The 18,523-nt window shown below is 71.2% G+C and carries 25 protein-coding genes; 10 read left to right on the plus strand and 15 right to left on the minus strand.

Annotated features, from left to right (window positions below; translation table 11 throughout):
- Window positions 1-9: 9 nt before the first annotated feature.
- Window positions 10-225, minus strand: coding sequence for a hypothetical protein (locus ABZT18_RS08185; RefSeq protein ID WP_354995616.1), 216 nt, complete (start codon window positions 223-225; stop codon window positions 10-12).
- 281 nt (window positions 226-506) lie between these two features.
- Between ABZT18_RS08185 and ABZT18_RS08190 the strand changes: the two genes are divergently transcribed.
- Window positions 507-1,121, plus strand: a complete 615-nt coding sequence (locus ABZT18_RS08190) for a flagellar biosynthesis protein FlgA (protein ID WP_354995535.1) — start codon at window positions 507-509, stop codon at window positions 1,119-1,121.
- A 54-nt stretch (window positions 1,122-1,175) separates the two neighbouring features.
- Here the strand turns inward: ABZT18_RS08190 and ABZT18_RS08195 are convergent, their stop codons facing one another.
- Window positions 1,176-1,358: a hypothetical protein gene (locus ABZT18_RS08195; protein ID WP_354995536.1), complete on the minus strand. Its 183-nt coding sequence runs from the start codon at window positions 1,356-1,358 to the stop codon at window positions 1,176-1,178.
- 104 nt (window positions 1,359-1,462) lie between these two features.
- On the opposite strand from ABZT18_RS08195, the gene ABZT18_RS08200 reads away from it, so the two are divergent.
- A complete protein-coding gene (locus ABZT18_RS08200; protein ID WP_354995537.1) occupies window positions 1,463-1,795 on the plus strand; it encodes a hypothetical protein in 333 nt (110 codons plus the stop codon).
- 19 nt (window positions 1,796-1,814) lie between these two features.
- Here ABZT18_RS08200 and ABZT18_RS08205 read toward each other — a convergent pair whose 3' ends face one another.
- Complete coding sequence (locus tag ABZT18_RS08205) at window positions 1,815-2,297, minus strand: DUF2231 domain-containing protein (protein ID WP_354995610.1); 483 nt, start codon at window positions 2,295-2,297, stop codon at window positions 1,815-1,817.
- A 202-nt stretch (window positions 2,298-2,499) separates the two neighbouring features.
- On the opposite strand from ABZT18_RS08205, the gene ABZT18_RS08210 reads away from it, so the two are divergent.
- A complete protein-coding gene (locus tag ABZT18_RS08210; RefSeq protein ID WP_354995538.1) occupies window positions 2,500-2,928 on the plus strand; it encodes a Fur family transcriptional regulator in 429 nt (142 codons plus the stop codon).
- Between the two features lie 59 nt (window positions 2,929-2,987).
- A complete protein-coding gene (locus tag ABZT18_RS08215; protein WP_354995539.1) occupies window positions 2,988-3,839 on the plus strand; it encodes an oxygenase MpaB family protein in 852 nt (283 codons plus the stop codon).
- Window positions 3,840-3,861: 22 nt separating this feature from the next.
- On the opposite strand, the gene ABZT18_RS08220 is transcribed toward ABZT18_RS08215, so the two are convergent.
- From ABZT18_RS08220 to ABZT18_RS08270, 11 genes are all read right to left on the minus strand, one after another.
- On the minus strand, window positions 3,862-4,782 hold the full coding sequence (locus ABZT18_RS08220; RefSeq protein WP_354995540.1) for a PD-(D/E)XK nuclease family protein: 921 nt from the start codon (window positions 4,780-4,782) through the stop codon (window positions 3,862-3,864).
- Between the two features lie 44 nt (window positions 4,783-4,826).
- A complete protein-coding gene (locus ABZT18_RS08225; protein ID WP_354995541.1) occupies window positions 4,827-5,441 on the minus strand; it encodes a MarC family protein in 615 nt (204 codons plus the stop codon).
- Window positions 5,442-5,481: 40 nt separating this feature from the next.
- Window positions 5,482-6,354 (minus strand): PHP domain-containing protein, encoded by an 873-nt coding sequence (locus tag ABZT18_RS08230; protein ID WP_354995542.1) that lies wholly within the window; start codon window positions 6,352-6,354, stop codon window positions 5,482-5,484.
- Between the two features lie 62 nt (window positions 6,355-6,416).
- A complete protein-coding gene (locus ABZT18_RS08235) occupies window positions 6,417-7,619 on the minus strand; it encodes a hypothetical protein (RefSeq protein WP_355250795.1) in 1,203 nt (400 codons plus the stop codon).
- A gap of 56 nt (window positions 7,620-7,675) precedes the next feature.
- Window positions 7,676-8,434: a SigE family RNA polymerase sigma factor gene (locus ABZT18_RS08240; protein WP_354995544.1), complete on the minus strand. Its 759-nt coding sequence runs from the start codon at window positions 8,432-8,434 to the stop codon at window positions 7,676-7,678.
- Between the two features lie 103 nt (window positions 8,435-8,537).
- Window positions 8,538-9,413: a PH domain-containing protein gene (locus ABZT18_RS08245; RefSeq protein WP_354995545.1), complete on the minus strand. Its 876-nt coding sequence runs from the start codon at window positions 9,411-9,413 to the stop codon at window positions 8,538-8,540.
- A 6-nt stretch (window positions 9,414-9,419) separates the two neighbouring features.
- Window positions 9,420-9,578, minus strand: a complete 159-nt coding sequence (locus ABZT18_RS08250) for a hypothetical protein (RefSeq protein WP_007455302.1) — start codon at window positions 9,576-9,578, stop codon at window positions 9,420-9,422.
- Window positions 9,579-9,694: 116 nt separating this feature from the next.
- Entirely contained in the window at window positions 9,695-10,441 is a 747-nt protein-coding gene (locus ABZT18_RS08255; protein ID WP_354995546.1) for a DUF6758 family protein, read from the minus strand.
- Window positions 10,442-10,452: 11 nt separating this feature from the next.
- Window positions 10,453-11,076, minus strand: a complete 624-nt coding sequence (locus tag ABZT18_RS08260) for an RNA methyltransferase (protein ID WP_354995611.1) — start codon at window positions 11,074-11,076, stop codon at window positions 10,453-10,455.
- Between the two features lie 51 nt (window positions 11,077-11,127).
- Window positions 11,128-11,664, minus strand: coding sequence for a hypothetical protein (locus ABZT18_RS08265; RefSeq protein ID WP_354995547.1), 537 nt, complete (start codon window positions 11,662-11,664; stop codon window positions 11,128-11,130).
- 91 nt (window positions 11,665-11,755) lie between these two features.
- Window positions 11,756-12,271, minus strand: a complete 516-nt coding sequence (locus ABZT18_RS08270) for a MaoC family dehydratase (protein WP_354995548.1) — start codon at window positions 12,269-12,271, stop codon at window positions 11,756-11,758.
- 548 nt (window positions 12,272-12,819) lie between these two features.
- Here ABZT18_RS08270 and trxA point away from each other — a divergent pair.
- The 3 genes from trxA to ABZT18_RS08285 all read left to right on the plus strand — a co-directional run bounded on the left by trxA (window position 12,820) and on the right by ABZT18_RS08285 (window position 14,751).
- A complete protein-coding gene (gene trxA / locus ABZT18_RS08275; protein ID WP_354995549.1) occupies window positions 12,820-13,182 on the plus strand; it encodes a thioredoxin in 363 nt (120 codons plus the stop codon).
- Window positions 13,183-13,336: 154 nt separating this feature from the next.
- Window positions 13,337-13,777: a hypothetical protein gene (locus ABZT18_RS08280; RefSeq protein ID WP_354995550.1), complete on the plus strand. Its 441-nt coding sequence runs from the start codon at window positions 13,337-13,339 to the stop codon at window positions 13,775-13,777.
- Window positions 13,774-14,751: an HTTM domain-containing protein gene (locus tag ABZT18_RS08285; RefSeq protein WP_354995551.1), complete on the plus strand. Its 978-nt coding sequence runs from the start codon at window positions 13,774-13,776 to the stop codon at window positions 14,749-14,751. The genes ABZT18_RS08280 and ABZT18_RS08285 overlap by 4 nt, the downstream gene beginning before the upstream one ends.
- Here the strand turns inward: ABZT18_RS08285 and ABZT18_RS08290 are convergent.
- Complete coding sequence (locus ABZT18_RS08290; protein WP_354995612.1) at window positions 14,715-15,134, minus strand: DUF393 domain-containing protein; 420 nt, start codon at window positions 15,132-15,134, stop codon at window positions 14,715-14,717. The genes ABZT18_RS08285 and ABZT18_RS08290 overlap by 37 nt on opposite strands.
- Window positions 15,135-15,227: 93 nt before the next feature.
- On the opposite strand from ABZT18_RS08290, the gene ABZT18_RS08295 reads away from it, so the two are divergent.
- From ABZT18_RS08295 to ABZT18_RS08305, 3 genes are all read left to right on the plus strand, one after another.
- Entirely contained in the window at window positions 15,228-17,294 is a 2,067-nt protein-coding gene (locus ABZT18_RS08295; RefSeq protein ID WP_354995552.1) for an intein-containing Rv2578c family radical SAM protein, read from the plus strand.
- Window positions 17,295-17,320: 26 nt separating this feature from the next.
- The gene (locus ABZT18_RS08300) at window positions 17,321-17,728 is read left to right on the plus strand and encodes a CoA-binding protein (RefSeq protein ID WP_354995553.1); all 408 of its coding nucleotides are present in this window, start codon (window positions 17,321-17,323) and stop codon (window positions 17,726-17,728) included.
- Between the two features lie 502 nt (window positions 17,729-18,230).
- Window positions 18,231-18,455 carry a hypothetical protein gene (locus ABZT18_RS08305; RefSeq protein ID WP_354995554.1) on the plus strand — a complete coding sequence of 75 codons (225 nt, stop codon included), beginning with the start codon at window positions 18,231-18,233 and terminating at the stop codon, window positions 18,453-18,455.
- The last annotated feature ends 68 nt before the right edge of the window (window positions 18,456-18,523 follow it).

An 18,523-nucleotide genomic window follows, 5' to 3' on the forward strand; every position in this document is an offset into this window, starting at 1 on the left:
CTCGGGCTTCTACCGCACCGACTCGCGGGCGTCCGGCTCCGAGACGGCGGCCGGCGGCACGGCGAAGCCAGCGAAGTCCGAGTCGTCCTCTGGTGGGGACTCCGGGTCGTCCTCGAGCTCGTCGAGTGGTTCGTCCTCGTCGTCGGTTTCGTCGTCGTCCGGCTCCTCGTCATCCGGCTCCTCGTCATCCGGCGGGTCGAGCGGCGGCAAGGCTCCGGCGGCCAACTCCGCGTCCTGACCCGTCGACCCACCCCCGCCGGCAGGGCCTTGATCCACTCGGGTTCACGGATGTCGGCCTGTCCCGGCTGACCTGACAGCCCGCCTCCCCCGACGGTGAGTCGATCAAGGTCGGTGCCATAGCAGGTCTAGCCGACCGGTGGGCGTTGTCCACAGGCCGGCCGGTTGTCCACAGGCACCGGCCGGCGGCCGGCCGACCAGGCTGGAGCGGCCTAACCTGCCGCCACGGGTGTCGCTGCGACACCCGTGGACGGGAGGCGGCAGAGACCATGGGTGATCCAGACTCCGCGCGGGCGTTGCGTCCGCTGCGCCGGCTCACCCTGCCCGGCGGGCGCGCCCTGCTCCGGGCCGGTCTGGTCGCCGCGCTGCTCGGCCTGGCCGCCGCCGTTCTCCACACCCCTACCGGCTGCCCGCCGTCCCGGGCACCGGCGGGAGTTACCGGCGAAGGCGGGTCGAGCGACCCCGACCGGGCACGCCCCACGAACGGAAGCGAAAAGGCCGGGCCGCTGCCCACCGACGCGCCAGGTGCCTCCGACGCGCTGTCCACCGGCACACCGGGTGCCTCCGACGGCAGCGGCGCGAACGGAAGAACCAGCCCGCTGCCACTGCCCGCTGGCGCTGTCGGGGTGCCGGTCCGGCTGGCCGAGCCGGCCGCGCTGGCAGTGGTCCGCCCCGGAGCCCGGGTCGACCTGCTCGCGGCGACGCCGGGCGGGGCGGCCACCGAGGCAACGTTGCTCGCACCCGCGGCGCTGGTGCTGGACGTGCTGGGCGCCGGCGCGACCGACGGGTCGTCGGCGCTCTATCTGGCACTCCGCCCTGACCAGGCGCAACGCACCGTCGGGCTTCCCGAGAACACCCGGTTCGCCATCGTCGTCCGCGGCTGAGCGCTAGCCCTCACCATCGGGTCCCCTGGCGATAAGGCCACCGGGCCGCCGGGGTCACTCCCAGTGCGGAGGGCGTTGGGCGAGCAGCCAGTCGTCGTTGCCGTCCGTCCGCTCGCCCCAACCACGGTCGGTGTCGTCGGAGGTCTGCTCGGGCAGCACCACGAAGTCTTCGCTCAGGTCGACGGTGCGGTCTTCGTCGCCGCGCGCGCCCTGCGGGCCGGGGTCCTCGGTGCTCACGAGCGGCAAGACTAGCGCAGCCGACGGCAGCGGACCGGTCGCCGACGGTGGCACGCCGGCCAGAAACGACCCGGCCGCCAGCGTCGTTGGTAGCGTCGGACGGCGTGACGACCCCCAGCGGTGGCAGCATCCCGGACGACTACTGGCGACGGCCCGGCCCCGGTGACGACGCGGTGGCAAACCGACCCCCCGCAGCGCCCGCGACCACACCGGCGAGCGGATATTCCGGGCCGCCGCCGAGCGTGCCGCCGCCGACTGGTTGGCGTCCACCCGTACACCTGCAGCCGGCGCCGCCGCGACGGCTGCCGCCGCAGGACATGGCCGACCTGGACGCGGCCGAGCAGCGCTCGCAGCGGGTCACCTACGGCTTCGGCGCGGCGGCCGGTGTGGTGCTGGTGTTCCTGGTCTGCCTGCTCTGCTCGCGGCTCATCTTCTGATGTCCGCCACGACCGCCGGTCAGAGGGTGGTGCCCCAGACGGCCTCGGCGCCGGAGTGGCCGGTCAGGTAGACGTAGACCAGGGCGGCGATGGACAACGCCACGACCGCCACCGCCAGCACCGGGGTGACCAGCGCCGGCAGCCGCGGCACCCGAGGGTGCCCACTGGTCGCCACCAGCAGCAGGATGGCCACGATCCCGAGCGGCACCACGATGCGGAACAGGATGTCGCCGTAGCGGGAGTGCTCGAAGATCTGGTCGAGGATCTGACCCTGGAAGCCCCGCGCGACCAGCGCGTCGGTGAACGCCTCACCCGACTCGACCGCCACGAAGGCGGTCACCGGCGCGGCCACGGCGAGGATGCCCAGGGCCCAGTCCAGCCGGTGTCGCCACCGCGGCAGCCCCACGTACGCGATGGCCAGCACCGCCAGCAGCGGCACGAACACGACAACCACGTGGACCACCAGGACGTGTGCCGGTAGACCCAGGATCTCCTCGAACATCGCACCCTCCAGGTGGATCATGGTCAGGAGATGGTCAGCGTACGTTCCGCCGGTCGTCCCCAGGCTCTCGACCGGAGACACGCGCGCCGCCTCGATAGGGTTCACCATCGCGGGCCGCCCTCCTGATCTTCCTGGCTGTGTCGGTGGCCACCCGGGTTGGGCAACGGTTGTCGATGCTGGTCGGGCGTGCTGTCATTGGCGAATGTCCGGTACCGAGGAGCTGCTGCGATCAAAGGGCCTGCGTGTCACGCGGCCCCGTCTCGCGGTGCTCGACGTGCTGGCCGGCGGCGGCCACCTGGAGGTCGACGAGATCACCCGGCGCGTCCGCGAACGCCTCGACTCGGTCTCCACCCAGGCGGTCTACGACGTGCTGGGTGCGCTGTCCCGGGCCGGGCTGTCCCGCCGGATCGAGCCGGCCGGCGGTCCCGCCCGCTACGAGGCGCGCGTGGGCGACAACCACCACCACGTGGTGTGCCGGGGCTGCGGCGAGATCGCCGACATCGACTGCGCGGTGGGCAGCGCCCCGTGCCTGGAGCCGAACGTCGCGCACGGGTTCGAGGTGGACGAGGCGGAAGTGACCTTCTGGGGTCTCTGCCCGGGCTGCCGGGCCCGCCGCTCCGCCGACGTCTGACCGGCGGCCCAGGCGGACCGTTTCCGACGGGGTCGTCCCGAGCGTGGCACTCTTGGGCGGTGAACTCCGATGACCTCGGCCTCTTCGGTCCGGGTTCGGTCACGTGGAAGGTGCACGAGGAGCCGATCCTGATCGTCGCCGGCCTGCGCTCGCTCTACCTCCAGGCGTTGCACCCGCAGGCGATGGCCGGGGTCGCGCAGAACAGCAACTACCGCACCGACGCCTGGGGCCGCCTGGCCCGCACCAGCACCTACGTGACGACCACCGTCTACGGGACCACCGCCGAGGCGGAGGCGGCCGGGGCCCGGCTGCGTCGGCTGCACGCCCGGCTACGGGCCACCGACCCCACCACCGGCGTGGAGTTCCGGATCGACGAGCCGGACCTGCTGCGCTGGGTGCACGTCACCGAGGTCGAGTCGTTCCTCAGCACGGCCCGGCGTGCCGGGTTGCCGCTCACCGACGACGAGGTGGACCGCTACTACACCGAGCAGCGCCACTCTGCCGCTCTGGTCGGCCTGGACCCGGCCACCGTCCCTGGCACCGCGGCGGAGGTCGCGGAGTACTACCGCGCCGTACGGCCGCAGCTACGGATGACCCGGGAGGCCGCCGAGACGGCGCTCTTCCTCACCGCCCCGCCGCTGCCCTGGAAGCTCAGCCTGCCGGCCCGGTTGGGGCTCACCCTCGGCCCACCGCGCTGGGCGTACCTGGGGATCGCCGGCACCGCGCTCGCGCTGCTGCCGGCCTGGGCGCGCCGCCTGTACGGCGGGCTCGGGTTGCCCACCACCGCCCTGTCGGCGAACCTTTCCGTGCGCGCCCTGCGGCTCGCGTTGGCCGCGGTGCCCCGTCGCTACATCGAGGGGCCGTTCATCCAGGCCGCCAAGGAGCGGGCCGCGACGGCGCTGGCCGGCTGACCCGACCCGCACCGCCCGGGAATCAACCGGCGGTGGGCCGGTCCACGGCCGCCCACGGCTCCTTACCCGGTGTCTGCGCGCCGGTCGGGCAGTGCCGCCGGAAGTCGCACCAGCCGCAGCGGGGGCCGGGTGCCACCGGGAACGCCTCATCCGCGTCGGCGCCGTCCGCGACCGCCCGCTCGGCGGCCATGATGTCGCGGGCCGTCTCCTCCGCGCGGGTCAACTGACGGGCCAGCGACTCGACGGTGTGGTCGTGGGCGGCGATCGTGCCGGTCGGCAGGTGGTGCAGCTCCACCCGACGGCACGGCCGGCGGAACACCCGCTCGGCCGCGTACGCGTAGAGCGCCAACGCCTGCGAACCCCGGGCGTCGTCCGTGTCCAGCCCGGTGCGGCCGGTCTTGTAGTCGACGATGACCAGCTCCGGACCCTCCGGCCCGAGCCGTGAATCGATACGGTCGGTCCGGCCGTTGAACGCCAGCACGGCGGTCTTGACGGCGACCACCCGCTCCACGCCGAGCGGGTCGGAATCCGGCTCCAGCGTCTCGATGTACGACTCCAGCCAACCCAGCGCCCGCAGGTAGGCGGCCCGTTCCTGCTCGTCGTCGCGGTAGCCCTCGCGGACCCAGGTGCCCTTGAGCAGGGTGGCCAACGCCTCGGGGCGGCGCCGGTCGGCGGGCAGCGCATACCAGTTTTTCAGTGCGGTGTGCACGCTGGCGCCGAGCGAGTTGTGCGCCCACGGCGGGCCTTTGGGCGGGGCCGGCCGGTCGACGTAGGAGTAGCGGTAGCGACGTGGGCAGTCCGCGTACGCGCCGAGTTTGCTGGGTGTGCAGACGAACAGCCGCTCCGGCATGCCCTCGAAGCCGAGCTGCTCGGCGCCGCCGGCGCGCTGCTGGGGGGCTCGGCCGCCAGCGGCGGGCCGTCCTGCTGAGGAGGATCGTCGCACGCCTGCGATCCTGCCATCCACCTCCGACACCGTGGGCGTGCCGGTCAGGTCATGTTTACGTACTGCGTGACGAAGGCGGCCACCGCGTCGGCGATGAGCTGCACGGCGATCGCGGCCAGCAGCAGGCCGGCGATCCGGGTCAGCACCTCGATCCCGCCCGGCCGGAGGATTTTCACGATGCCGCCGGAGAAGCGGAGGACGATCCAGACCGCGAGCATCACGGCGAGGATCGCCAGGGCGATGGCGGTGAAGTCGCCCAGCCCGTCGGCCTGCTGGACGAAGAGCATGGTCGCCACGATGGCGCCCGGACCAGCCAGCAGCGGGGTGCCCAGCGGCACCAGCGCGATGTTCGAGGTGACCTGCTGGCTGGGGTCGTCGGCCTTGCCGGTGAGCAGCTCCAGGGCGACGAGCACGAGCAGTAGCCCACCGGCCGCCTGCAATGCCGGCAAATCCACGTGTAAATAGTCCAGCAGGGTCTGCCCCGCTACCGCGAAGATCACGATGACGCCCAGCGCCAGCGCGACGGCCTGCCAGGCCGCCCGGTTGCGGTCCCGGGCGGGCAACGGGCCGGTCAGCGCCAGAAAGATCGGCATCATGCCCGGCGGGTCAGTGATCACCAGCAGGGTCACGAAAACCTCGCCGAACAGCTTCAGATCCACGTGATCAACCTAGCCGCGCCGCGATTCGCCGAAACTGGGATCAGCCGGAAGCGACCTCGGTCACCCCTTCGGCGACGATCCGCTCGTACGCCTCGACGCTGGTGCTGAATTCTCCGAGCTGGACGGTCTTGTGGGTGCCGTGGAAGTCCGAGGAGCCGGTGACCAGCAGGCCCAGCTCGGCGGCGAGCGCCCGAACGTGCGCCTGCTCGGCCGGGCTGTGGTCCTCGTGGTCGGCCTCCAGCCCGGCCAGCCCGGCGGCGGCCAGCTCGACGATCAGCTCGTCGGGCACCACCCGGCCTCGTCGGGTGGCCCGGGGGTGGGCGAAGACCGGCACGCCGCCGGCCTCCCGGACCAGCCGGATCGCCCGGAACACGTCGATGTCCTCCTTGGGCAGCCGGTACCGCTCGCCCAGCCAGTCCGGGCCGAACGCCTCCCGCGTGTTGCCGACCAGGCCGGCCCGGATCAGCGCCTGTGCGATGTGCGGGCGGCCCACGGTGCCGCCGCCCGCACCGGCCAGGATGTCCGGCCAGCTCACGTCGATGCCGTCGGCGCGCAGCAGCGCGACGATCCGTTCGCCGCGCTCCTCCCGGGCGGCCCGCACCCGGGCCAGCTCGGCCACCAGCTCCGGGTGGTCCGGGTCGAACAGGTACGCCAGCAGGTGCAGCGGCACCGCCGGTTGCATACCGGACCAGCGACAGGACAACTCCGCGCCTCGGATCAGGCGTAGTTCCGGCGGAAGCGCGTCCACGGCCGGCGCCCAGCCGGCGGTGGTGTCGTGGTCGGTGATGGCCAGCACGTCCAGCCCGGCCTCGGATGCCGCGCGGACCAGCTCACCAGGGCTCAGCGTGCCGTCGCTGGCCGTCGAGTGGGTGTGCAGGTCGATCCGCGGGGCGGAGCCGGTACGCGAGGTCACCATCCGACGCTACCGAGGGACCACGGAGCCCGGCTCACGGAGGTCACCCCGGCCGTGAGGCTTCAGAATTGGGTCACCAGGACTGGCCGTTCGCCAGCTGGCACGCCGGGCACCGGAGCAGGGCTGGCCGGCTTTCCTGCCCGCACCTCGCCGACGTCGACCCGGACCAGCTTGCCGGTGTCATCAAGATAGGAGGCCTTCGACTCGTCGCTCCAGACGATCGCGCCGGTCATCGGCGGCCCGGCCGAAACGGCGGCCGTGTCCGGCCCGAGCCCCTGCAGGTCGACCAGCAGGGACCGGCTGACCTTGCCGACCCACCCGTTCACCAGCAGCCACCGCCCGTCAGCGGAGACCCCGCCGACTCCGTCCTGGCTCAGGTCCGGACCGCAGCCCGTGCGTACCGGATCCAGGTGACGCGTCGGGTCGAGCACGGCCAGGCAGGTCCCGCCCGGATCGATCGTGGAGATCTGACCGACCAGCCGGCCGTCGGGGAGACCCCCGTAGACGTTGAGGGTCTTCTGGTCGACGGCCTCGGGCAACTGCCCGGCTGCGGGCCGCCACAGGGTATGGCCACCGTCGGCCGGGTCGAGTCGGACCAGGACGCTGTCACCGACGAACCGGACGGGTGCCGCGTCTGCGGGCGCCGGGGTGCGCACCACCCCGATGAGCTGGGTGCCGACCACACCCGCCATCAGCAGGTCACCACCATCGCGCCAGGCGACCTGACGGCTGTCGTCTGCCAGGACGATCGGGCCCGCACCGGCCAGCAGCACCTGCACCAGGCCGTCGTTCTGCACCACCCAGAGGGAACGACCCGCGGTGGTCGGCGTGCTGACCACCAGCCAACCGCCGCCGCCGGGCAGGACCTGGGCGCGTTCGGCCGGCCCGACGTCGGGCAGCACCAGTCGCCGTCCGTCGGCGCTGACCAGTGTCTCGCTCGTGATCAGGGCTGCGGACGTTCCGGGCGAGGGGGTGGAGCCGCGAACGCTGGCCGTCGGGCCCGGGCGGCTGGACGGGCCCGGGTCACCGATCACCACGATGGGTGTCCCGTCCTGGCCGGGCCCGGCACCGAGCTGGGCCATGCCGACGCTGAGCAGCACGGTGGTGACCGTCGCGAGGGCGAGGCCGGCGGCGGTGCGTCGCCGCCGGATCCGGTTCGCGCGGCGGATGGCCTGGCCGGCCGGGTCGGCGCCCAGTGGGCGGGCAAGGACGACCTGGCGCGAGAGAGTCTCCCGCACCGCACCTTCCAGCTCGTCAGGTCGCACCTGGTATGAACGCCGCGGGTCGCCCGTCCGGTTGTCAGGCCGACCAGGGAATCCGCTCACTGCTGCTCCCCGGAGCCCGTGCCGACGGGCACGGCCGCCGGGGCGGTGGGCAGCACGACCTGCGGGCCGATCGGACGCGGCGCGGCGGAGCGGGGAGTGGCCGGGCGGGGCACGGGTCGGCCAGTGGCCTGCCGGGGTCGGGACGACGCGGCGGCACCGGAGGCTGGGACCTGGCCGGTCGGGGCACCCGAGGCCCCAGCCCGAGCGGCACCGGCTGCGCCCGACCGACCGGCAATGCCGGCTGCGGCGGCCAGATCCGGTGCGTCGGCGCCCATTCGCCGGCGCAGTGTGGCCAGCGCTCGGGACGCCTGACTCTTCACCGTGCCCGGTGAAATGTTCAGCATCGCGGCGGTCTGCGCCTCCGACAGGTCCTCGTAGTAGCGCAGCACCAACACCGCCCGCTGCCGGTTGGGCAGCTCCTTGAGATGCCGCCAGAGCAGGTCACGATCAAGTTGCTGCTCGATCTCGTCGACACCAGCCCGCTCGGGCAGCACCTCGGTGGGGCGCTCACCGTGCCAGCGCCGCCGCCACCAACTCGTCGAGGTGTTGACCATTACCCGTCGGGCGTACGGCTCGACCGCCTCGATCCCACCGAGCCGCTTCCACGCGAGATAGGTCTTGGTCAGCGCCGTCTGGAGCAGATCCTCGGCCGTGGCCCAGTCCCCGGTGAGCAGGTAAGCGGTGCGAAGCAGCGCGGCGGAGCGGGCCGCGACGAACTCGCGGAACTGCTCCTCCAACGAGTCCTTGCTCGCCACCGCCCACCTCCACGCCCCAGCTGTCCTGGCAGAGTGCCACGTCAGAGGCGCTCCGGTCCATGACGAAAGGTGCGCACTTGCTCCGATGTTCGGTCGAAAACCTTCACGCCCCGTCGTCGGCCTTGGCCTCGTCGGCCTCCTTGCCGAGCCGAGCCTCGACTGCCTGCGGCTCGTACATTTCCTCGACCACGCGCAGGTAGAGCTCGTTCGGGTTGGGCAGGTTCTTGATCTCGCGGAGCGCCTGCTCCTGGCCGGCGGACTCCAGCACGAACGTGCCGTAGTTGAGCGCTCGGCCGGTCGGCGTCTGCTCGTACTTCATGTCGGTGACCCGAACGAGCGGCATCATGGCGACCCGGCGGGTGATGATGCCGTTGACCACCATGACCCGCTTGTTGGTCAGGATGAAACGGTCATACCACCAGTCTGCGACCTTCCAGGCCACCCAGCCCATGACGGCGAACCAGAGCAGCACGGCGATGGTGGTCAGCACGCCCACGTTCTGCCCGGCGAGAAAGCCGGAGAGGTAGCCGAGCACGAAGGTCGCCGCGATGCCGATCAGCAGCGGGGTGGTGAGGTGGATCCAGTGCCGCTTCCACTCACCCCGGTAGCGCTCGGTGGGGAAGAGGTAGCGGGCAACCAGCGAGCTGGGCTCGTCTTCCAGTGGCAGCACCCGTCGAGGGGACGAGCCGGTCGCGTCGGCGCGCAACCCGGCCAGCTCGTCCTCGGAGATCTGCGGCGGCTGGTAGCCGGCCTCGGGATCACGGATCCACGCCCGACCGGAACGACCCTCGCCGGCATAGCCGGGCCCGTCGCCATAGCCGACGTCGTCCGAAAGGGACGGACCGTCGGACAGGCTGGGCCCGGCTCCGTAGCCCGGGCCGTCATCAGGCCCGATCCGCGGAATCGGCTCGGTGTCACGCTCACGGCGTTCCCGGTCGGGGTCGTCCGGGTCAAAGGGTGGACCGGAGGGGCTGCCCATCGGCTGCTAGGCGACGAGGCTGGTGAAGAAGTCGCCAAACCCCTGGGCGATGTCCATGATCCCGCCGCCGAGCGACTTGAACACGTCCGCCGCAGAGTTTGGCCGGTAGGCGACGAAGAAGATCAAGAACGCGATACCGGCCCAGGTGAGGACCTTCTTGACCATGGCGGGCCATCCTCTCGCGCGGCGCCGGGTCCCATTACCGCAGCGGCACCCAGAGTATCAGTGTGGTGTCGTACAGTGAATATCTGCGTCCGTTCTCCGTCAATCCGGATGGGTTGTCAACCCCTCCCGGGTAGATGCGGGGACGGTGCGCCGTACACGAGCTCGGGCGGAGTCCACTCGGTCAGGTCGTGTAGCACGACGTCTTCCGCGAGCAGGTGTCCCGCACTCGCCGGCCAGGCTATCGCATGGAGCCACATTCCCCGAGCTTCGCCCGCGTACGCGCTTCGATCCGTCGGAGAATTCACCAACCACAGTGGAGTGGGGTGCCCACCGACCCTGATCCTGGCCTGCCCGACGTGGTCGGGGTGGCCCGGCCCCGGGTCGGTCAGCGCGCCGACCAGCTCCGGTCCCGGGTCCGGGCCAGCCAGTCCGGCGAGCCGGGTACCCAGGCCGACGCCCGGCTCCTCGGCCACGAACACCAGGTCGGCCGGACCACCACCCAGTGGCGCCGGGCCCGCGCAGGCCACGGCGGTCGCCCGCACTCCCGTCCGGTCGTCCCCGGCGTACGCCACGCCGGTGAGGGTCCAGCCGGACGGCAGCGGCCACGGGCACCACAACGGCATCCCCGGCGGCTCCGCGGTCGCGGTGATCCGCTCCACCACGCTCGCCATGATCTCCGCTCCGATGTGCTCGGGCACGTGCAGCGGCGGCACCGGGCCGCAGCGCAGACACCTCGAGTCGCTGTGCATCAGATCCGGTGCCCGTACCGGGCCCCCGCATCTCGGACAACTCACCGCGACACTCACATCCCCACCGTCGCCCCGGACCGCCGGCACGTCAAGCCGGACCGTCCGATTCGGCACCCCGGTGGGGGTCAGTCCGGCGGCGCGCCGGCGTGGGCACGGATCCAGGCGTGCATCGCGATGCCGCTGGCCACGCCCGCGTTGATCGACCTCGTCGAGCCGTACTGGGCGATGGAGTAGAGCTGGTGGCACGCGGCGCGGGCCGGCGCGGAGAGTCCGGGCCCCTCCTGGCCGAACAGCAGCACGCAGTCCCGCGGCAGGGCACCGGTCTCCAGCGGACGCGACCCGGGCAGGTTGTCGATGCCGAACACCGGCAGCCGCCGCTCGGCCGCCCAGGCGACGAACTCCTCGATCGTCTCGTGGTGCCGCACGTGCTGGTAGCGATCGGTCACCATCGCGCCGCGCCGGTTCCACCGTCGCCGCCCGACGATGTGCACCTCGGCGGCGTTGAACGCGTTGGCGTTGCGGACCACCGTGCCGATGTTGAAGTCGTGCTGCCAGTTCTCGATCGCGACGTGGAAGCCGTGCCGATGCCGGTCCAGGTCGGCGACGATCGCCTCGTGCCGCCAGTAGCGGTAGCGATCGACGACGTTGCGCCGGTCCCCCTCTGCCAGCAACTGCGGGTCGTAACGCGGGTCATCCGGCGGGTCCCCCGGCCAGGGGCCCACGCCCACCTCAAGCTGGTCGTCGGTCACGGTCATCAGAGGGTACGGACCGCGCCGAGGCTCGCCGCGCCGGCCCGCCGATCAGCCCAGCCCGAGCGCGGCACCGAGTCGGTCCAGGAAGCGCCGGTCCGCCGGGCTGGCCAAGTGGTCCACCCGGCGTTCGCCGGGGCTGGGCACCGCGCGGCAGACCCGGGCCGCGACCGACTGCACCCACTGGCGGTACGCGGCCGAGTCGGCGGGGTCGGCGCGCCGCCCCAGGACCCGGCTCGCCGCCCGGCAGGCGGCCAGCAGGTCCACCAGATCGGTGAGTCGCTCGGCGGGCTGCGGGGTGCCGTCGTGACGGGCGTAGATCGCGGCGACCACCGCACGGACCAGATCGCTGTCGAAGGCTCGCCCCGCCGCCACCGCATCCAGGCCGGCCAGGCCCGCCATGACCCCCCGTTCCGCGCGGCCGGGGCCGGGAGCGGCAGCGGCCACGAGGACCCGACCGGGCAGGCTGGTGAGCAGGTCCCACTCGGCAGCGGAGTAGACAGCGGTGGTCAAGGGTGCGGCTCGGCGACCGGCAGAGGGCGGCTCTCCGGCGACGGAGTGGCTCATCGGAACCTCCGGCGCCAGCATATGCCCCGAAATGGGAACAGGGCCCCTTCCCCAGCAGAACCCGCTGCGGGAAGGAGCCCAGAGCCCGACGACGGTCGACCCGCCGCGATGCTCAGCGCGGCTCGGGGAAGCTGGGCCGCTCCGGATCCACTCCGTCGGGGACGGCGCTTGCCGCGTACTCCCGCTTGGGGACCATGACCTTGCGCCGGAAGACGCAGACCATGGTGCCGTCCTGGTTGTAGCCGCGGGTCTCCACCGACACCACGCCCCGGTCGGGCTTGGAGCCGGACTCGCGCTTGTCCAGCACGGTGGTCTCGCCGTAGATGGTGTCGCCGTGGAAGGTCGGCGCGACGTGCCGCAGCGACTCGACCTCCAGATTGGCGATCGCCTTCCCACTCACATCAGGCACCGACATGCCCAGCAGCAGGGAGTAGATGTAGTTGCCGACCACGACGTTGCGCTTGAACTGGCTGGACGTCTCGGCGTAGTGCGCGTCCATGTGCAGCGGGTGGTGGTTCATGGTGAGCAGGCAGAAGAGGTGGTCGTCGTACTCGGTGACGGTCTTGCCCGGCCAGTGCCGGTAGACCGCGCCGACCTCGAACTCCTCGTAGTAGCGGCCGAACTGCATGCTGGTCCCCTTCGACGGGCGGCGATGGAGTTCGGCACAGCATGCCTTACCGGTGGTTAAGGCGACCGGCGGGGCGCGACGGCGGCGGAAATGTCACACCGGTCACTCAAACGGGGGGAGACGCAATGAGCGGCGGGGCCCTCCCCGGCACCCGCCGCCCACGCTCTGATGTCAGGAAGTCTGCCCTACGGCACCGTAGGTTCAACAGAGATCGGCGTCACATTTATCTTTTTGTAACACTACTCTGAGTAACGAAGCGGAGGTTGATCAGCGATCTCTGCAGGCCGGATACCTCCTCGTCAAGGCGCAAGTTACCGATTCGTAGCGCTCAATCCGGTGGATCTCCTTGGAAACGCTCCCATCACCGCAGGTCACGCAAGTGCGTCATGCACTTGCGTTCCGCACATCGACGAAAACAGACGTGGGTCGATGACCCCTGGCACACCCCGGCAGCCCCGAGCACGTTTCGTGCCCCACCGTCCGGGAATTCGATACGGTCAGCCCTGGTTCTACGGGACGTAGATAAACCGCGGTGATCGGAGAGTGCAATGGCAACCGTTGAGCTGACCTCGGTGAACTTCGACGAGGTGACCGGCGACGACGGCATCGTCCTGGTCGACTTCTGGGCCGACTGGTGTGGTCCGTGCAAGCGGTTCGCCCCGGTCTACGAGCGCTCCTCGGAGAAGCACCAGAACATCGTCTTCGGCAAGGTCGACACTGAGGCTCAGCAGGAGCTGGGCGCGAAGTTCGACATCCGGTCGATCCCGACGATCATGGCGATCCGTGACGGCGTCATCGTCTTCTCCCAGCCGGGCGCCCTTCCCGAATCCGCGTTGGAGAACCTGATCGAGCAGGTCGAGGCGCTGGACATGGACGACGTCCGCAAGCAGCTCGCCGAGCACAACCACTGAGCCGTCTCCACGACGGAACGCGAGGCCGGGCCCGGTACGGGCCCGGCCTTCGTCGTACCCCCGGAAGCGCACGCATGATCACCTGCCCGGTCAGGCGGGACTGACCAACGGTGGGACCCGAGGCGGCCGGTACATCCCGTATCGTCACGACCCGATGGAGAATCTGACCACCCGCGGGCGCGTGACCCGGTTGGGCGCGACCGCACTCGGTCTCGTCCTGCTGCTGGTCGGCACCTTCTGGGGCAGCGACGACGACTTCCCGTTCGGCCCGTTCCGGATGTACTCCACCTCCAATCCGCCGAACGCACCCGCCCCCGACACCCGCGTCGAGGGCGTGAACAGCTCCGGTGCGGTGATCGACCTCGACCAGGCCGCCACCGGCATCCGCCGCGCCGAGATCGAGGGTCAGCAGGCCCGCTACGCCGCCGACCCGACGCTGCTCACCGAGGTCGCCGACGCGTACGCCGAACGCCACCCGGACGCCGCCGCGCTGGTCGAGATCCGCATCGTCATCCGCTGGCACGGCATCCGCGCCGGCCGACCGACCGGCCAACACACCGATGAGACCGTGGTCCGCTGGCAGGCCCCCCGATGAGCCGCTGGCTGACCGAGGCCGTGCCCCGGGGCCGGGTGGCCGCGTTCCGCACCCTGATCTACCTCTTCGTCGCCGCCGACCTGGTGATCTTCACCCCCTGGGTACGCACCCGGGTCAGCGTGCCCGGCGAGCTGTACCAGCCGCTGTTGATCGGACGTGTGCTCCAGCTGCCGACGCCGACGTCGGCGCTGGTGGCGGTGATCTTCTGGTCGCTGCTGGTGCTCGCTCTCCTCGCCGCGACCGGACGCGCGCCTCGACTGCTCGGCTGGGCGGTCTTCGCGCTGTACCTCGAGTGGATGATCATCGCGATGAGCTACGGGAAGGTCGACCACGACCGGTTCGGGCTGCTCATCGCGCTGGCCGTGCTGCCCACCGCCGGTCGGGCCCGCCACGGCGACACCACCCGCACCGAGGCCGGTGGCTGGGCGCTTCGAGTCACCCAGATCGCAGTGATCTGCACGTACTTCCTCGCCGCCTGGGCCAAGCTGCGCTTCGGCGGCCTGGACTGGGTGACCGGCTCGGTCCTGGCCCGCGCGATCATCCGACGAGGCACCGATCTGGCGGACCTCATCGCCCAGGTGCCGTACCTGCTGATCGTCGCCCAGTTCGGCATCGTGGCCTTCGAACTGCTGAGCCCGGTGGTCTTCCTGCTACCGCCCCGCTGGCGACTCGCCATGGTCGGTTTCTTCTACTCGTTCCACGCGGTCACCATCGCGACGATCACGATCTCGTTCGCGCCGCACCTGGCCGCGATGACCAGCTTCCTGCCGCTGGAGCGCGTCCGCCCGCTGGTCTGGGCCCGCCGGCTGGCCGGTCGCGACACCTCCGGGCCGGCGACGGACGCGGCAGATCCGGACCCGGCGGGCGCCGGCACGGACCCGGTGCCGCTTGGTCAGGCTCCGGTGGGAGCGAGTGCGGAACGGGCGCCGCTCGGCGATCAGGCCCCGGTGCTCGGCCGGCCGGTCGGCCCGTAGAGCCGCTCCCGGGCCTCCTGCGGTAGCGAGCAGGCCGGCGTGCCACCGGGAAGCCGGTGCCGGTTGCGGGCCACCCAGCGGTACGCCGGCCAGGCCGCCGCACGTGCCGGCGGAAACCGCAGGCCGGCCCCGGCGACCCGCCAGAACGGGCCGCTCGCGGCGAGCAGCCTCGCGATGGCGTCCGGCCCGGCGGCGCGTGAGCCGTCCGCGCCGACCCACTGCACGGCCTCCTCGCACTCGTCAGCCGTGAGGCCGAGCGCGTCCAGGTCGGCGAACTGCCAGGGCACCACCCGCGCGCCGGTGGGAATACGGCGTTCGATGAACTCCGCGCAGCGCGTGCAGAACGCGCAGTCGCCGTCGTAGACGAAGGTCGACGTCTCCATGGTGTCCATCCTCCACTCCCCGACCACCGAAACGACCACCGGTGTACGGCGGGTCACTTGCGCTCGACTCGTACACGTGTTCGAATAGTGCCCATGCGCTGGGACAACCTCACCGCTCCCCCGGTTGAGGGAGACCCCGAGCGGGCAGCGCCAGCGACGCCACCCCTGCCGCTGGCGCTGCCCGGCGCCATCGCCCGCACCTTCGACACCCCCGAGTTCGCCGGGATGACCTTCTACGAGGTTCGGGCCAAATCCATCATCAACCGGGTGCCCGGGCAGTCCCGCGTCCCCTTCGAGTGGACGGTCAACCCGTACCGAGGCTGCTCTCATGCATGTGTTTACTGCCTAGCCGGAGACACGCCGATCCTCATGGCGGACGGGCGCACCAAGCCGATCAGCGAACTGGAGCCGGGAGACCGCATCTACGGGACGGAGCGACGTGGCGCCTACCTCCGGTACGTCGTCACCACCGTCCTCGACAAGTGGTCCACGGTGAAGCCGGCCTACCGGGTCACCCTGGAGGACGGCACGACGCTGATCGCCAGCGGCGACCACCGCTTCCTTTCGGACCGTGGCTGGAAGTACGTCACCGGAGCCATGCAGGGCGTCGGCCAGCGCCCCTACCTGACCACCAACAACCGCCTGATCGGCACAGGCCGTTTCGCAGCCGAGCCGAAGGAGTCACCCGACTATCGACGGGGATACCTCTGCGGGATGGTCCGCGGGGACGCGCATCTCGGCACCTTCTCGTACTCCTACGGGATCGTGCATCGGTTCCGTCTGGCGCTGGTCGACGATGAGGCGTTGAGTCGAAGTGAGCGCTACCTTGCCCAGGAGGGCATCGAGACAAAGCGCTTCTTGTTCACATCGGCCAGCGCCACCCGCCAAGCTCTGTCCGCCATCCGCACCTCCAAGCAGCGTGACATCGAGACGATCACCGGCCTGATCCAATGGCCGGTCAGCCCCAGCGACGAGTGGCGACTCGGCTTCCTGGCAGGCATCTTCGACGCCGAGGGCAGTTGCAGCAGAGGTGTCCTGCGCATCAGCAACAGCAACGACGCCATCCTCGACCAGACGACGGAGGCACTACACCGGTTCGGGTTCTCCTGCGTTCGAGAAGATCGCGGCCGACCCAACCGCGTGCGAGAGATCAGGCTGACCGGCGGCCTGGCCGCCCGGCTCCGGTTCTTTCACATGACCGACCCGGCCATCACTCGGAAGCGGTCGATCGAGGGTGCCGCACTGAAGCATCAGGGCGCCCTCAGGGTTGCCGGCATCAAGGCACTCGGGCTGGAGCTGCCTCTGTGGGACATCACCACTGGCACCGGGGACTTCATCGCCAACGGAGTGGTCAGCCACAACTGTTTCGCGAGAAATACCCACACCTATCTCGACCTCGATGCCGGTGCGGACTTCGACCGGAAGGTGATCGTCAAGGTCAACGCCGGTGAGCTGGTCCGGCGGGAGTTGGCCGCGCCGAAATGGCGGGGCGCGCACGTCGCGATGGGCACCAACGTGGACTGCTACCAGCGGGCCGAGGGGCGTTATCGGCTGATGCCGCAGATCATCGCGGCTCTGCGAGACTTCGCGAACCCGTTCTCGATCCTCACCAAGGGCACGCTGATCCTGCGAGACCTACCGCTGCTGCGCGAGGCCGCCGAGGTGACCACGGTCGGCATCTCCTACTCCGTGGGTTTCGTCGACGAGCAGCTCTGGCGTGCCGTCGAGCCGGGCACACCGCACCCGCGTCGCCGACTGGACGCGGTCCGGGCGCTCGCCGACGCCGGCTTCTCCCTCGGGGTGCTGATGGCCCCGATCCTGCCGGGGCTGAGCGACAGCGATGAGTCGATCGACGCCACCGTTTCGGCGATCGCCGCCGCCGGGGCGACCAGCGTGACCCCGCTGGCCCTGCACCTGCGTCCCGGCGCTCGGGAGTGGTACGCGCACTGGCTGGCCCGGGAATACCCGCACCTCGTGCCCCGCTACCGCGAGCTCTACCGGGCGGGCTCCTACGCCCCGCAGGCGTACCAGCGGGAGTTGACGGCGCGGGTGCGGATCGCCGCCCGCCGGCACGGGCTGCACCGTGGTGAGCTGGGCGACAACCGCCGCGTGCCCGAGCCTCCTCCATCGCCCGCCGGCGAGCAGCTGACCCTGCTCTAGCCTCGGGGCGGCGCTACAGTCGGCGGGTGCGTACCGCTCAGCAGATCCTCGCCGACTCCACCGTGATCGCCGTCGTGGGCGCTTCCCGCGACCCGTTGAAGGCCGCGCACCGCGTGCCGTTGCAGATGCAGCAGCACGGCTGGCGGATCATCCCGGTCAACCCGACCGTCGACGAACTCTTCGGGGAACGGGCGTACAAGACGCTCGCCGACATCCCGCACCCCGTCGACCTGGTGGACGTGTTCCGGCCGGCCGCCGACGCCGTGCAGGTCGTCCGCGACGCGGTGGCGATCGGCGCCCCGGCGGTCTGGCTGCAACTGGGCATCGTCTCGGCCGAAGCGCGGCGGATCGCCGAAGAGGCCGGAATGGACTACGTGGAAGACCGCTGCCTAATAGTCGAACGAGCAGCCGCCAACCTGACCCGCCTCCCCTAACCCCACCCCACCCCACCCCACCCCGCCCCACCCCACCCCACGTCGATCATGGAGTTGTGGTGCCAGATTCGCGGTTTTTTACCGCATCTGTCCCCCACCACAACTCCATGATCGACGGAGCAGGGGCAGGGGCGGGGGCGGGGGCGGGGTGGCGGTATGGCTGCGTGGCGGTCGCACGCTGCGTTGTGTTCTTTTCGCGGCTGTTGTGGGCTTTCGCTGGACGACGGGCTCTGCCTCGCCGGTTCCTGGCACTGACGGTCGCGGCGCTGGTAGCGGGGGTGATGGCCGGCGGGTTGCTCCGGGTGCCCCAGGTGGACTCCTCCGCAGTGAGCTTGGCGGTTTGGGTGTCCATCGGCGTCCGTCTGCTGGCCGGACGGTGGTGGCCGCCGCGGGACGGCCGACTGCACTGGCGGGAGCGGGTCACCGGCATGGACAGGTCGAACCCGACCTGGTGGCACGCCGGTCGCTCGCCGGCTGGGTCGATCTGGCGGCGGAGTGGGTCATGCTGACCGTGATCGGTGCGACCCCTGAGCAGGGCCTCTGGGTCGACATCGTCCGGCCGGTGCTCGTCGTCGGAGTCGCGGCATGGCTCGGTCGGACGGCCTACGCGCAGGCGCGGTTCACGTGTCAGCTGGCGTTGACTCCCCGCGCGATCCGGCACGGCCGCCAGGTCCTGGACTGGACGAACATCGACCGGGTCAGCCGCACCGGCGCGACGTTCGGCTGAACGGCGTACGGCTGCGGCCCGCGGTCTGGCGGTCGCTGCAGCCCGCCCCGGTCGTCTTCGGCAGGGAC

It is taken from the genome of Micromonospora sp. NPDC005291 (assembly GCF_040607415.1).
GTDB lineage: Bacteria > Actinomycetota > Actinomycetes > Mycobacteriales > Micromonosporaceae > Micromonospora.

Coding starts and splice junctions, on each gene's coding strand:
- ABZT18_RS08285 (WP_354995551.1), top strand. CDS start 13,774: ATGAGCCGCTGGCTGACCGAGGCCGTGCCCCGGGGCCGGGTGGCCGCG.
- ABZT18_RS08190 (WP_354995535.1), top strand. CDS start 507: ATGGGTGATCCAGACTCCGCGCGGGCGTTGCGTCCGCTGCGCCGGCTC.
- trxA (WP_354995549.1), top strand. CDS start 12,820: ATGGCAACCGTTGAGCTGACCTCGGTGAACTTCGACGAGGTGACCGGC.
- ABZT18_RS08250 (WP_007455302.1), bottom strand. CDS start 9,578: ATGGTCAAGAAGGTCCTCACCTGGGCCGGTATCGCGTTCTTGATCTTC.
- ABZT18_RS08305 (WP_354995554.1), top strand. CDS start 18,231: ATGCTGACCGTGATCGGTGCGACCCCTGAGCAGGGCCTCTGGGTCGAC.
- ABZT18_RS08270 (WP_354995548.1), bottom strand. CDS start 12,271: ATGCAGTTCGGCCGCTACTACGAGGAGTTCGAGGTCGGCGCGGTCTAC.
- ABZT18_RS08280 (WP_354995550.1), top strand. CDS start 13,337: ATGGAGAATCTGACCACCCGCGGGCGCGTGACCCGGTTGGGCGCGACC.
- ABZT18_RS08295 (WP_354995552.1), top strand. CDS start 15,228: ATGCGCTGGGACAACCTCACCGCTCCCCCGGTTGAGGGAGACCCCGAG.
- ABZT18_RS08290 (WP_354995612.1), bottom strand. CDS start 15,134: ATGGAGACGTCGACCTTCGTCTACGACGGCGACTGCGCGTTCTGCACG.
- ABZT18_RS08265 (WP_354995547.1), bottom strand. CDS start 11,664: ATGCTGGCGCCGGAGGTTCCGATGAGCCACTCCGTCGCCGGAGAGCCG.
- ABZT18_RS08205 (WP_354995610.1), bottom strand. CDS start 2,297: ATGTTCGAGGAGATCCTGGGTCTACCGGCACACGTCCTGGTGGTCCAC.
- ABZT18_RS08210 (WP_354995538.1), top strand. CDS start 2,500: ATGTCCGGTACCGAGGAGCTGCTGCGATCAAAGGGCCTGCGTGTCACG.
- ABZT18_RS08245 (WP_354995545.1), bottom strand. CDS start 9,413: ATGGGCAGCCCCTCCGGTCCACCCTTTGACCCGGACGACCCCGACCGG.